General features: G+C 47.0%; 12 protein-coding genes and 2 pseudogenes. 4 read left to right on the top strand and 10 right to left on the bottom strand.

The window, feature by feature from the left end; translation table 11 throughout:
• Positions 1-217: 217 nt before the first annotated feature.
• The 3 genes from HRE53_RS26485 to HRE53_RS26480 form a co-directional block, all read right to left on the bottom strand.
• Positions 218-784: a hypothetical protein gene (locus HRE53_RS26485; protein WP_235108600.1), complete on the bottom strand. Its 567-nt coding sequence runs from the start codon at positions 782-784 to the stop codon at positions 218-220.
• Between the two features lie 64 nt (positions 785-848).
• The gene (locus tag HRE53_RS34615; RefSeq protein WP_255801043.1) at positions 849-980 is read right to left on the bottom strand and encodes a hypothetical protein; all 132 of its coding nucleotides are present in this window, start codon (positions 978-980) and stop codon (positions 849-851) included.
• A 28-nt stretch (positions 981-1008) separates the two neighbouring features.
• Positions 1009-1512, bottom strand: coding sequence for a hypothetical protein (locus HRE53_RS26480; RefSeq protein ID WP_235108599.1), 504 nt, complete (start codon positions 1510-1512; stop codon positions 1009-1011).
• A gap of 135 nt (positions 1513-1647) precedes the next feature.
• On the opposite strand from HRE53_RS26480, the gene HRE53_RS26475 reads away from it, so the two are divergent.
• Positions 1648-2889: an ISAs1 family transposase gene (locus tag HRE53_RS26475; protein WP_235107866.1), complete on the top strand. Its 1242-nt coding sequence runs from the start codon at positions 1648-1650 to the stop codon at positions 2887-2889.
• A gap of 249 nt (positions 2890-3138) precedes the next feature.
• On the opposite strand, the gene HRE53_RS26470 is transcribed toward HRE53_RS26475, so the two are convergent.
• The gene (locus tag HRE53_RS26470; RefSeq protein WP_235111273.1) at positions 3139-3711 is read right to left on the bottom strand and encodes an ISAs1 family transposase; all 573 of its coding nucleotides are present in this window, start codon (positions 3709-3711) and stop codon (positions 3139-3141) included.
• Positions 3671-4240, bottom strand: a complete 570-nt coding sequence (locus HRE53_RS26465) for an ISAs1 family transposase (protein ID WP_235108598.1) — start codon at positions 4238-4240, stop codon at positions 3671-3673. Before HRE53_RS26465 ends, HRE53_RS26470 begins: the two co-directional genes overlap by 41 nt.
• A 5-nt stretch (positions 4241-4245) precedes the next feature.
• Between HRE53_RS26465 and HRE53_RS26460 the strand changes: the two are divergent.
• A pseudogene (locus HRE53_RS26460) lies at positions 4246-4947 on the top strand (ISKra4 family transposase); the annotation flags it as partial.
• A gap of 95 nt (positions 4948-5042) precedes the next feature.
• Here HRE53_RS26460 and HRE53_RS26455 read toward each other — a convergent pair.
• The 3 genes from HRE53_RS26455 to HRE53_RS26445 all read right to left on the bottom strand — a co-directional run bounded on the left by HRE53_RS26455 (position 5043) and on the right by HRE53_RS26445 (position 7454).
• Positions 5043-5441: a hypothetical protein gene (locus HRE53_RS26455; RefSeq protein ID WP_235108597.1), complete on the bottom strand. Its 399-nt coding sequence runs from the start codon at positions 5439-5441 to the stop codon at positions 5043-5045.
• Positions 5354-5701 (bottom strand): hypothetical protein, encoded by a 348-nt coding sequence (locus HRE53_RS26450; protein WP_235108596.1) that lies wholly within the window; start codon positions 5699-5701, stop codon positions 5354-5356. Before HRE53_RS26450 ends, HRE53_RS26455 begins: the two co-directional genes overlap by 88 nt.
• An 85-nt stretch (positions 5702-5786) precedes the next feature.
• Positions 5787-7454, bottom strand: coding sequence for an ISL3 family transposase (locus HRE53_RS26445; RefSeq protein ID WP_235108595.1), 1668 nt, complete (start codon positions 7452-7454; stop codon positions 5787-5789).
• A gap of 362 nt (positions 7455-7816) precedes the next feature.
• Here HRE53_RS26445 and HRE53_RS26440 point away from each other — a divergent pair.
• Positions 7817-9057 (top strand): annotated as a pseudogene (locus HRE53_RS26440) (IS256 family transposase).
• A gap of 313 nt (positions 9058-9370) precedes the next feature.
• Positions 9371-10048 carry an IS21-like element helper ATPase IstB gene (gene istB, locus HRE53_RS26435; RefSeq protein ID WP_304518433.1) on the top strand — a complete coding sequence of 226 codons (678 nt, stop codon included), beginning with the start codon at positions 9371-9373 and terminating at the stop codon, positions 10046-10048.
• Positions 10049-10124: 76 nt separating this feature from the next.
• Here the strand turns inward: istB and HRE53_RS26430 are convergent.
• Positions 10125-10999, bottom strand: a protein-coding gene (locus HRE53_RS26430; RefSeq protein WP_212662369.1) for an IS630 family transposase whose coding sequence is annotated in 2 segments (ribosomal slippage) — positions 10125-10667 and positions 10670-10999 — 873 coding nt in all. Because the reading frame shifts where the segments join, the coding sequence is not laid out codon by codon here.
• 32 nt (positions 11000-11031) lie between these two features.
• Positions 11032-12381, bottom strand: coding sequence for an ISKra4 family transposase (locus tag HRE53_RS26425; protein ID WP_235108593.1), 1350 nt, complete (start codon positions 12379-12381; stop codon positions 11032-11034).
• Positions 12382-12431: the final 50 nt, after the last annotated feature.

The following is a 12431-nucleotide window of genomic DNA, read 5'->3' as shown; positions in this document are numbered from 1 at the left end:
GGACTTGTTCTAGTTATGGAACAAGGATGCCCATTTAGAAATAAGGTTTTGTAGATTTGACCAATTCTGACTCTAAGGATGAAAAAGACCTTGCCCGCTATAGTGGAAAATTTTTTCTTGTTGCCAAAAAAGAACCCCAGCAGGAGGAAGTTTGGCAATGGTCTCCATCTACTGAATGGCTTTTGTTTATGCACTGCTACTAATGCAAAGCACAACATTATGATTCTTCAGACAGGATTGCCTCTAGATAGGGCACGATATAGTTTTGGCCCTGTTTAAGATAGTAAGGAGTAAATAGAGGCTCAAACTCTTGTGCTACGACCTGTATTGCAGATTCTAGCCGCTGGCGGCCATAAACCAAGAATTGTGCTGCAGAAGAAGCATAGTATTCTCGCTCGGCACCTTCAACATGCTTTTTGAAAGCAGCATGATAGAGTTCGCGGACCTCATTCATAAGCTGTTCAATCGGCGGAGAGAAGCGAATAGAGTCTCCACTGGGTAGATCAATCTGCTTAGCCAGAATAAATCCAATTACAGTCCTCATACAGTCACGGGTCTGTTCTACCGATAAGCAATGCGGGTCGTGTCGGCGCAATCCCCATTGAGTGCAACCATTGGTGACTTCAAGGACTCGCAATAGGGCCAGTTTATCCAGCTCTTTGGAGTCGAACTGCTCTAACGTCAGAATATGATGCTCAACTTGCTGCTGAAAACTGGCAAAATCAGCCTCAAAATATTGGCTGAGTTCTTTGATCTGAGACAGTTTCTGCCAGTTGGGCAACATGATGGTATTACCTTTCTTGTTGCTAACAGTTTAGAGGAGCCCCTCATAAAAGACTGGGTTGTAATTATTCGTGAACTAAAACTGGGGAGGCAATTCTGCTGGGGGGTGGCGAGTTGCGATCGCGCGGTACGGGCTGAATCCCTCCTGGTGGATCGGGCAAAGGCGGAGCAGGCGCTGCCGCTGCATTAGGATCCACACTGGGAGCTGCCGCTGGAGTATTTGAATTATTGGCCGCAGCACTTGCCGGGGCCTCGGGGGCCTTGAGCCACTGGAGCAGGGGGTGCTACCGTTTCAATCACGACGGATCGATTTTGTTGTTCGCCTTTGGCATTCGTGACTTGCAGGATGAGGGTTTGGGTGACAGAGGTGGGGCCAAAGGATAAATTTGCCTTGCCCTGGAGGGGAACAGTCCCTGGTGCCGGTAGTAAATTGACTTTAGTATTTTTGCTGCCTTTAACTTTCCAGGACACATTTACCATTAATGGATTTTGATCTTTAAGGACAAATACATATTTGGGTTTCGCAATCTTGCCATTAATTGTGAATTCCTGAATTTGTACTGGCCCTGGCTTAATCTGAATTGGCTCGGTTTTCTGAATAATGGGAGATGGCTCAGCAGGAGGGTTGGTCTGGGTTGGTTTTGGGGTGACCTGGAGTTCGAAGATATAGGTCCCAGAGTCCTGAACCCCGGTTGGTACATTCAGACAAACCAGAGTTTGGGAGTTCAAACGACAATTTTTTTGCAGAGACTTAGGAATACCTTGATTGAAGTCAAAGATTTTGGGGGCCGTAACCAGGGGCAGCGCAAGAAAAATGAAGCTGTAATATGCTATGGAACTCCATTCTGTTAAAAGGGTTTCCCCATGGCTACAGGATTCAGCAAGCCGCCTTCCTCACCAGCTTCCACTGACTCATCCTCGTCACTCCTGCCTGCCAGTGATTGCGATCAGGCTTATCAACAGTTGTCCGAGTGTTTTGAAGATTTGCCTGATCCACGGGGAGGCCAAGGTGTCCAGCATCCGTTTGTCAGCATCGTCGTGATTGGACTATTGGCAAGTTTAGGTGGCGCACAAGGGTGGGAAGACATTGAAACCTATGGTCTAAGCCATCAAGATTGGTTGTCGAGTTTTCTGAGCCTACCGTCTGGGATGCCGACAGCAGACACCTATCGACGAGTGTTTGAGCGTATTTGCCCCTCCGCTTTTGAGCGGAGTTTCAATCACTGGTTGGATCAGGTAGTGACAACCCTCGGCGCTCAAGTGATACCGATTGACGGCAAACAACTCAGAGGTTCCTATGATCGCAATCAAGACCAATCCGCATTGCATCTGGTCAGTGCTTGGGCCAGTGAGTATCGGTTATTTCTAGGACAGGTCAAAGTTGCAGACAAGAGTAACGAAATTACCGCTATTCCAGCACTGCTAGAGCTATTAGACATTGCCGGGTGCATTATTACCATTGATGCAATGGGAACTCAGCACGAGATTGCCCGCCACATTCAAGCTAAAGAGGCTGACTATGTGCTGGCCCTCAAGGAGAATCATCCCACGCTGTTTGAGCAGGTTGAGCAATGGTTTGAAACGGCTGAAGCGAATGAGTTTAAGTGCATTGAGCACAGCTATGATGCGCGGGTGGAAGCAGGGCACCATCGTCGCGAAAAACGACAAGTTTGGGCCGTGTCCCTTCAACAGATGGGTCCTCTGTACAAGCAGGCGCAGTGGAAGGGCTTGCAAACCATCGTCAAGGTCGCTCGAACCCGTCACTTGTGGAACAAAACCACCTATGAGGTGATGTTTTATATCAGTTCTCTACCGCCAAATGCTCAGCAGTTGGGCAAAGCCATCCGCCAGCATTGGTCGATTGAGAACCAACTCCACTGGGTCTTAGACGTGACCTTTGGCGAAGATGCTAGCCGCATTCGCACAGGACATGCGCCGGAAAACATGGCCATCCTGAGACGCTGGAGCATCAACCTTCTCAATCAAGAAACGTCCTTTAAGAAAAGTACCCGTCAAAAACTAAAACGGGCGAGCATGGATGAAGCGTATATGCTCAAAGTTCTAGGCGCTTCTCTTCCTTTACAGTCTAGCCTTTCAGAGGCTTGATTTTCTTGCGCTTACCCTGGGGGCCGTAACGGGGGCATTATCCGCTCCTCGACCGATTAGCGTCACCTTAGTCCCTTTGCTCTGGGTAATTTGCCAATTCAGATAAATCCCTGAGAAAGCGTAATTTTTGTACATTATTCAAGTTTTTAGTGGTACTCTATCTCTTGCAGAGGTTCGAGAGTAACGGTGAGAGATAGGCTACGAATTTAGAGTGATTGTAGAGAAAGTTTCGGTTACCACTCAGCAGGGCTATTTCATTCTAAAAACATCCATCAGAACTTCTAGTGATTGTTCACATCGTCGCTTTGCCTGAGCCATATTGGTGAATCCATATTCTCGATAAAGATTGAGTGATAGATTACGCGCTTGTACGAACAGGCCAATAAGGGGTGTGGTCCGAATCCTTGAAGCATCTTCACCTTGGGTGACATCGCGAACATAATGGACCTTGTTGTCTACTCCCCAATACCCCCGAATTCTTTGTGCCAAAGGTTCTACCTCCTCCAGCAGTGACGTGATGTAATAGCGAGTCTCTTGGGTATCGACAATCATGTCGTTATAGATTTCAGAGCGTTGTGATTCAACCCGAATGAGTGTTTTGAGACCTGGCCATTGTCGAATATTACTCAGGTCACGGCAGATACTAACGGTTCGCTTTTCAATGCGGCCATGCCCTTTTTCCAGGGTTTCAACCGTTGATTCTGGCTTAAAATGCGCTTTCACATCAGTCAGTAATCCTTTCTGGTTGCCTTTGAGCGCCCCGAGATACTCATTGCCACTGTCAACAATGAGCTGAGCTGTTTTTTTGGGTGTTGATGGCATCAAAGGCAAAGACCACTCCTTTGAGAGCAAGCTGCTCAATCATTTCAGGCAAGGCCTTGATTTCATTGGTCTTCTGGTCCACTTCATAAGGGGGCAAGATTAAACCTCTCTCTACCACATAGCCTGTGACCATCATGATTGCGGGATGGGGCTGACAATAAGGATTGTCTGTTTCAGACATGAATGAATGCTTGAGAACCTTGCCATCGGTCGCGACGGTTTCTCCAGGCTGAGGAACGATCTCAAAGAAGTGGCTGAGGCATTGAGAAAAGCGTTCTTCATCTGTTCGAAGCAATACCCGCCGAATCGTACTGTAAGACGGTAAGCATTGTTTGGGGGGATTGAACAATGCCAACAATGGGTCATGGTAAGACTTGAGCCAATTACCAATGGCAAGAAAGCCTCGATTCCCTGCTGCAACGGCAAGGGTGAACAAGGCTAAACACAAGGTCTGTTTATGGCGTAAACCTGCGGTGCGACGGGTGTCTGGTAGGTCTGAAAAAGCATCTACAATAGCTAGCGATGACATAAGTTATGAAAGAAGTGCAGCCTGCATATCATCCCTCATTTTTGAATGAAATAGCCCTGACCACTCAGGAAGTCGTTAAACGAGATACTCTAAAAATCTATGACATCAAACAACCCGAATCTATTCTAGATCTAGGATTGCGTCACGAAGAACAAATCTCTCTGCTTTCCAAAGTCCAAAGTGCTTTGTTAGCTGAACAATCTACCCTCATCGATACTGGAGTTACGCAGTGTATCAAATGTGGTGGGGAAATAGGCAAACTGGGTTTTTTAGCCTCTAAATTTCACGCCGTGCTCAGCGACCATAAGATTCGTATTCAAAAGCATCGGTGCAAAAATCCTGACTGTCGTTGGCAAAGTATGCCAACAGTGGTGAACGTCTTTGGCACAGATACTCATCCTGACTTAGTGAAACTGCAATGTGAGCATGGTGCCTTGCATAGCTATCGAGAAGCCCAGGATAATATGGAACGGCTGAACGCTCAGCGTCGGACCGTCAATAACCATGTTCAAATCAAAAACGTAACTAATCAAGTTGGTGAGCGTTTATCTCAAGCGAATACTACCCCTCCTGTTAAAGAAGAGTTGCCCACCCCTGCAGCAGACCTGATTGCTCAAGTCGATGGCGGTCACATTCCAACCAAAGATAAAGACAAACGTAGCTTTGAAGCCTTATCTGGCATCGTCTATCGTCCTAGTGCAATGAAAGGGTAGTTAGGTGAGATTATCTCAGCCCCCTATTCTTGAGAAGCTATATAAACCGGTGCTCTGAGGATCTGAGCTTCGGTCCAAATGTGTTCAGTTCATCCAACTGCCATGGCAGGAGTTCTCTGTTGAAAGCGCTTTTTACCCTCGGGTACTTCTAGAGGAGTTCGTAAACTGCGATGCACTCTCACCCAGTTGTAAACTGTAGCACTCCACCAAGCAACGGCCTGACGAGTATTACTGCGATGAGCGAAAGCAAGTGAGCGTCTGACTTGATGAGCATTCATCCGTCGTGCAGTGCCATTGAAACGCTCCACAGTTGAGGTGTTGGGAATGTTGTACCCTATTTCATCTAGCGCTTGATTGATCCGTTGCCAGCTCCCATGAGCTTTGCTCACCTCTACGGCTTCTAACTTTTGTCCCTGACGATGCTTGATGACTTGGACGTGGGCAAGGGTTCGAGGAATCCGATACTTGGGGTTGGGAGGTCGACCCATCGTGCTTTGACGGGGGGGAGGTAAGACACCCCGAAGATGACCGGAAAGAGAGTGCGATAACTCGCTTCTCCATCGGTCATCAGCACCAGGTCTTGGGGATGAGCTAGTCGTCTGTGACTGCCTTGCATCAGCCTTTCTATCAGGTCTGTGTTACGGGGACCAACTGCCACGTGGACAATGAATTTACTGGCGGCATCAATGGATACCGCATCCCAACACTGCTGCTTTTTGCTGGTGACGTATCCATGACGTTCGTCCATCTGTCAGGCGACAATTAGACCAGGTTCTTCCCAGCTTTTGGTGATTCGGTTTAAACCCTTACTCAGAAAGAGATTTGCTTCTTTCTCATGAAGCCATAATTAGTCGCTTGGCGAGTAGTGTTAATCCTGCCCTGCCAAACATCTGACGCTTAAGCATTTTTAGTTTGTTGTTGAGTCCCTCCACCGGACCATTACTGACCTCCATCATCATGCTGGCTTTGACTGCAGCATAGTCATCCATGAGACCCGCAGCAAACTTTTTCAACGGTTGAATTGGACAGGTCAATGCCTTCATCAACCAACAATCAAAAGCATCGGCCTGTCGTTGTCTGAGCAACTCAAGGAACGTATGAGCTAAATCAACAAGGGTTGCTAAGTCCGGGTGTTGTTTGACCAGGTATTCCAACAACTCTTTATTTTCGGGTTCTCGATTCTCTTCTTTGAGCACAATTAGATAGGCTGCTTGACGAGGTGTAAAAGGAGGAGCTTGAGGATCAATGACAGTGGGTAAGGACTTTGTCACTGGAGCACGATATGAAGGAAGGCTCTGAGCTTCGCGGAACCCACGAAGGTAACGCTGGAGAGTGCGTTGGGAGCCTTCATAGCCATTCTGTCGGAGCAATACCATCAAGACTTTGGAGTTCGTTATTCCAGAATTCCACCAAGCCACAACCTCCTGTTTGTAGGGGTCGAGTAGGCTCCTACCCAAGGTCGGACGTCGGTTATAAGTTTCTGGAAAATCAGGTCGGGTACCATATTTGCGAACAGTACATTCACTCACTCCGACTTTGTCTGCAATAGCTGCAGTCGACCATTGTTGTTCGCGGAGAGCTTTAATTTCTTGCTGCTGTTGTACCCGAATTTGATGGTTTGCCTGTGCCCGTTCTTGAAAGGTTGCAGTGGCAGTCGATTGAGGAATTACAACAACCGTTGCAGTATGCCCTAGATTTGAGCTAGTGACTGGGTATTGCTCCCGTGAAGCGGCTTTAAGCTCAGCATGGTAGTTTTCCAATGAAAGCTCAAGCGCTTCACTCAAATTTTTGACTAGATGAAAGCGATCTGCAACTTGTCTGGCGTCTGGCGCAGCCTTATCCATGGCACTTTTGTAGGTCTTGGAACGGTCACGGGATAATACTTCTATACCTGGATGCTCTCGTAGCCAATCGACCAATGTGTCTGCTTTGCGATCTGCTAGCAGGGCAATAGGTTGATGAGTCTCTAAGTTGACTAAAATTGTGCCGTAATTATGGCCTTTTCGGAACGCAAAGTCGTCTACCCCTAACACTTTTGGAACCTCGAACTCAGGGAGGGGAAGGCGCTCTAAGTGGTTGAGTAGTGTACTGCCACAGCTAAAATAGCCCAGACACTTGCCTAGACGAGAACCAGCAGCACCGCCTAAGGCTAACCCAATCTCCTGGAGATGCTGAACCTGGCGTACGGTTTTCCTGGCCCAAGGTGCCGCCACCTCTGGAATGCGTTCGGTAAAAATACGACGGCGACACTCTGAATTCGGACAAAAGAATTTGCAGACTAGCACGAGCAAGCTTAAGCTGAAGTGCAAGCAGGGTAAGTCGGCAAGGGTTCGTTGATATCGACTGTGCACTCGATGAGCCACGCTACCGCACAAGGGGCATGGAGCCACCGTTTGGGTGGACATAACACTCAATTCCAAATGCTGGTGTTCTACATCCATTTCATAGTCGTTCAATTGGAGCCCGTTGGGGCTAGGTAATAAAGCTTGGAGTAATTCCATGGCCAGAATATTGCAAAGACTCTAGCTTCAATGGTTTCACAGATTTTTCATCGCATCACCAAAAGCTGGGAAGAGCCTTAGACCAGGCTCAGGGTCTATTACTTGACCGGTTATGAGATCGCCATTTAAAACATGATCACAGATCGATTTGGCGACAATTACCCCAGTCTTGCCTGAGAAATAGCAAATGTATTAGATCAATCCCAAGGAAGTAAGGGAGGAGATCTAGTGCGTGGTCAACTTATTGAAACCTACAAAGTGGAAGTTTTTAACCGAGCCAGAGACCAAGGCAATACCCAAACGAGACTGATCAGAGTTTTGTGTAAGCGGTCTAGAATCCAAACACACCAGGAGACCGCATCATGTCTAGAAAGAAACAAGTACCCAATCGAGTTGATGAGCTATTGGATGAACTCATTGGAGAGAATCCACAGCCAGAGGATATTCTGGGCGAATCAGGACTGCTCAAACAACTCAGCAAACGCCTAGTGGAACGAGCTTTGGCAGGTGAATTGACTCATCACCTGCATCAATCCTCCGTCGATGAGCGTTCTCATGGCCCTAGAAACAGTCGCAATGGTTACTCGAAAAAGACCGTCCAGACTGAACAAGGAGAGATGGACCTATCGATTCCTCGCGACCGTTGCAGTGAGTTTGAGCCTGTCCTCGTGCCCAAAGGCCAGCGACGTATCGCGGGACTCGACGAGAAAATCATCGCCTTATATGCTCGTGGCATGACCACTCGTGATATTCGAGTTCTCAATTGGTGGAGCTGTATGGGGCCAATATCTCTGAGGGTCTGATTAGTGACGTCACCAATAGTGTCATGGAGGAGGTTAAAGACTGGCGCTCAAGACCATTGGATGAGGTGTATCCGATTGTCTATCTCGATGCCCTGTATGTGAACATCAAAGTCAATGGTCAAGTCAGCAAGCGAGCCGTCTATGTCGCGCTAGCGGTAACTGTGGAGGGAAACAAAGAGCTGTTGGGATTATGGATAGGGGCTGCCGAGCGGGAGGGAGCAAAATTCTGGCTTTCAGTGCTCACAGACCTTAAAAACCGAGGCGCTCAGGATATCTTGATTGCTTGCTGTGATGGTCTCAAAGGCTTTCCCCAGGCGATTGAATCGGTCTATCCCGATACTCAAGTTCAAGTTTGTATCGTTCATCTCATTCGCAATAGTTTGCGCCATGTGCCTTGGAAGGAAAGTCGAGCCGTAGCTGCAGACCTCAAGCCCATTTATCAAGCGGCCACTTTGGAGGAATCTGAGGCTGCCTTGGATGCGTTTGCCAACAAATGGGACCAGACGTATCCTGGCATCAGCCAAATCTGGATACGGCATTGGGATAATATTGCTCCGTTGTTTAAGTACCCAATGGCCATCCGAAAGGTTATCTACACCACTAATGCCATTGAGTCGCTCAATCGCTCACTGCGAAAGGTGATTAAGACCAAAGCTGTCTTCCCGAATGAAGAGTCTGTCTACAAATTGATGTTTCTGGCGATGAGGAATATCTCGAAGAGATGGACCAGACCGATTTTGAATTGGAAGGCGGCGCTGTCCCATTTTGCTATTCTGTTCCCAACACGATTCAACTATTGAATACGTTACGGCTTACACAAAAATCTAAACACTCTCGATTTGATGGTGGAAGCTCTCTACATTTCTGCCACTCAAGACAATGAAGCCACCGTTGAAGCTTATCTCCAAAATCAACTAGAGCAAGAGAGCTTGACCCTTGCCAATCTTCAGCGCCATTTCCAACTACTCAGTGACGCTGATGTTCCCCCACTCGATGTCCAACAACATTTGCTTTATCCCTATGACCAACTCCTCCCCAGCGTCGTCGCCACCGACCATACTCAGCCCCTACGAGAATCTGAGTCTCCACTTGAAACAGCTCCGACTGTCGAACATGCTCAGCCACTGGGAAACCATCGAGAACCAAGCCACCCAGGAACAGTGGTCCTACGCGCAGTTCTTGCTTGCCTTATGCGAATTGGAACTCCAGCGTCGAGTTCAGGCCAGACAAACAAAGGCGCTAAGAGAAGCCCAACTACCAAGCGCAAAAAGTTTTACCAGCTTTGACTTCAGCCACTGCAAACAACTCAATCCAGCCCCCTTAATGCAGTTAGCTGGAGATCCGACTTGGCTGGAGCGAGCAGAGAACTTGCTAATATTCGGGCCGTCAGGCGTTGGGAAAACTCATTTATCGATTTCGATGGGGCGGGCCATGATTGGTCTGGGAAAACGAGTGAAGTTCTTTAGTGCCATTACTTTAGTTCAGCAGCTCCAGGCAGCGAAGCAACAGCTTCAACTCCCGACAACTCTGGCAAAGTTAGATCGCTTTGAGTTGCTAATCATTGATGATATTGGGTACGTCAAAAAGACAGATGAGGAAACGTCTGTGTTGTTTGAGCTGATTGCTCATCGGTATGAGCGCCGTTCGTTGATGATTACTGCTAATCATCCCTTCTCAAAATGGGACAGCATTTTCAATGACTCGATGATGACGGTGGCTGCTGTAGATCGTCTTGTCCATCATGCCCTCATTATTGAGATCAAGGCTGAGAGCTATCGGAAGAGAGCGTAATATATCTACAGGCTATAGGCTCGTTATGCAGCTACTGTCAAGGCTGAGATTACAGGTATAGCATTCGCCACTCTAATTAGGACGCTAGGTACAACACATGTTCCATTGCTTCTCTAAGTGAACCGAAGTGCTCTAATTGGTGTCTAATTCGACTTTTAATCCAAGCCCACGACCGTTCAATCTTATTCAAATCAGGAGAATAGGGTGGCAAGTACCACACTTCACATCCTGCGGCTTCTACCAGTTGCTCAATTCGCCCTCCCTTATGGAAGGTGGCATTATCAATGACTAACTTCTGCCCCGGTTTGAGCATCGGTATCAAACAAGTCTCAAGCCAAATTTCAAATACGGTGCGATTGCAAGCCCCTTCAATCGTGAACGGGGCCATGAGCTGCTTTCCTCTCAAAGCTGCAATCATATTGACTCGTCCACTTCTGCTACCAGACTTTAAAGCATAGACCCGCTCACCTTTGGGACCATAGCCATAGTCATACTCATCTCGATTGTCCATCCCTGACTCGTCAGCATAGACGATATCGTCTGGGTCTACTGTTGTTAACTTTTGGACGAACTCAGCCCGTTTGTGCTCATCACGTTGGCGGTAGCCATAGGTCTTTTTTTTCGAGTAAATCCAATATTCTTCAGCGCTCTTGAAATAGTACGCTCACTGATTTGCCCCTCCCACAACTCGGCCATCTGAGCTTGGGTTTTATAGCGATGTTCTTGAGCAAAAGCTCGAAACTTGTCCCAGTCTGTGATTTTGTGGCTATGGCCAAGGTGTTGTCTAGGGATGGGATGAAGATCACCTGTTTCTGCTTTGAGACGTTGCCATAGATTAATGGTGTTACGACTGATATGAAAGGTGTCACTCGCTTCTGAGGGAGGCATGCCATCAAGTTCAATAGCATCGATCACTTTGCAACGTAAATCGTAGCTGTAGATTTTAGGCATCCATTGAAAGACATAACAGTATCTCTAGTTTATTATGTCCTGAATAAAATGGCGCTTGCTATAGCTTGCCAGTTTTTATCCCATTCATTACTGGTGATCATCCCTCTAATCTGCAAGATATTATGAGCACCATCATGAGTCCACTGCATTTTCTTAGTTCGTTTAAAGCGGTCATTGATAATCGTATCGATATGAGATTCTGCCACTTGACTGGTGTAACTCAGACCTTGTTGATCTCGTTCTTCATAATTCACTAGATAGGCTTGATTGTTCTCTAGATAGTTATATAACTTCTTCAGTTTTGAGCGCTTCTTTGAATCAGTAATATTGTTCATCAGCAGTTCTAATTTCTGCAACGCCTCATCCGACTTGCCATGCCATAATTTCCACTTCACTCCCTCTAAGGTTTTTTCGAAGGCGTCTTCTACCGCCCCTCTGACATTCTGAAATCGCATGGCAAGATGAAACCAATCCAATATACACAGAAGATTTTTGCAGTGTGGAGCCAAGCTTAAAATCACTGACCAACAATTTTGAGCACCATCGGCTAAAGCCGTGACCTTAGTCTTTTTCGTCATACCCTGCTTTCGGGCTGCATTGAGCGTAAAGAGCTTCATGGTCGCTAGTTCGTCATCTTGGGCTGAGAGGGCACAGCTTTTATCCTTGATCTGACGATGATGGCTATCCACTTCGATAATATTTTCTGGACGGTAAACAACAGCAGAGAGCGCTTCAAAGCTACGTTTATCCTTATCTTTGTCAGGGATATGCCCCCCATCTACTTGGAGGGTAATCTCTTGTGCAATGGCAGTACCTTTGGGTGTTGCCAATGGTTTGAGATTCTCTTGGGCTAAGGTTGCCCCCACTTCATTGGTGAGCAGCTTGATTTTGTTATGGTTATTGACCGGACGGCGATGAACCGTCAACTGCTCCAGATTAGTCTCGGCTTTACGGAAGCTATACAACGCCCCTTGCTCACATTGCAGTTTCGCTAAGTCTGGGTGAATACAAGTGCCAAAGACAGAGGCCGTTGAAGGGGTACTTTGCCATTTACAGTCTGGATTAAGACATTTGTGTTTTTGGATGCGGACTTTATGATCACTGAAAACAGCATGAAATTTAGAGGGCGTAAATCCCATCTTTTTGAGATTATCCCCACATCTTGGGCAAACATCATAGCCTGTTTTAATCAAGGTTGATTGCACGGCTAAAACAGAGTTCTGAATCTTTTCTAACAGTGAGATTTGCTCTTCATGACGCAGACCTAACTCTAAAATGGATTCTGGTGACTTAATGTCATAAACTTTAAGAGTGTCACGTTTTAAGACCTCTTGAGAACTTACGGATACTTTCTCAACGACTACCCGTAATTCGTAATCCATCTCAAAACTCCATGCCATCTACCTCACTCAAAGGAACGTAGCATGAATAC

This window comes from Acaryochloris sp. 'Moss Beach' (genome assembly GCF_021497025.1).
Classification (GTDB): Bacteria; Cyanobacteriota; Cyanobacteriia; order Thermosynechococcales; family Thermosynechococcaceae; genus Acaryochloris; species Acaryochloris marina_A.
The sequence above is the reverse complement of the archived record's forward strand: the minus strand, read 5'-3'. Positions and strand labels throughout refer to the sequence as shown.

Bases quoted from the DNA above. Each gene is read 5' to 3' on its own strand.
- HRE53_RS26485 (WP_235108600.1), bottom strand. From the start codon at position 784: ATGTTGCCCAACTGGCAGAAACTGTCTCAGATCAAAGAACTCAGCCAA.
- HRE53_RS26475 (WP_235107866.1), top strand. From the start codon at position 1,648: ATGGCTACAGGATTCAGCAAGCCGCCTTCCTCACCAGCTTCCACTGAC.
- HRE53_RS26470 (WP_235111273.1), bottom strand. From the start codon at position 3,711: ATGCCATCAACACCCAAAAAAACAGCTCAGCTCATTGTTGACAGTGGC.
- HRE53_RS26465 (WP_235108598.1), bottom strand. From the start codon at position 4,240: ATGTCATCGCTAGCTATTGTAGATGCTTTTTCAGACCTACCAGACACC.
- HRE53_RS26455 (WP_235108597.1), bottom strand. From the start codon at position 5,441: ATGGGTCGACCTCCCAACCCCAAGTATCGGATTCCTCGAACCCTTGCC.
- HRE53_RS26450 (WP_235108596.1), bottom strand. From the start codon at position 5,701: ATGGACGAACGTCATGGATACGTCACCAGCAAAAAGCAGCAGTGTTGG.
- HRE53_RS26445 (WP_235108595.1), bottom strand. From the start codon at position 7,454: ATGGAATTACTCCAAGCTTTATTACCTAGCCCCAACGGGCTCCAATTG.
- istB (WP_304518433.1), top strand. From the start codon at position 9,371: ATGCTCAGCCACTGGGAAACCATCGAGAACCAAGCCACCCAGGAACAG.
- HRE53_RS26425 (WP_235108593.1), bottom strand. From the start codon at position 12,381: ATGGATTACGAATTACGGGTAGTCGTTGAGAAAGTATCCGTAAGTTCT.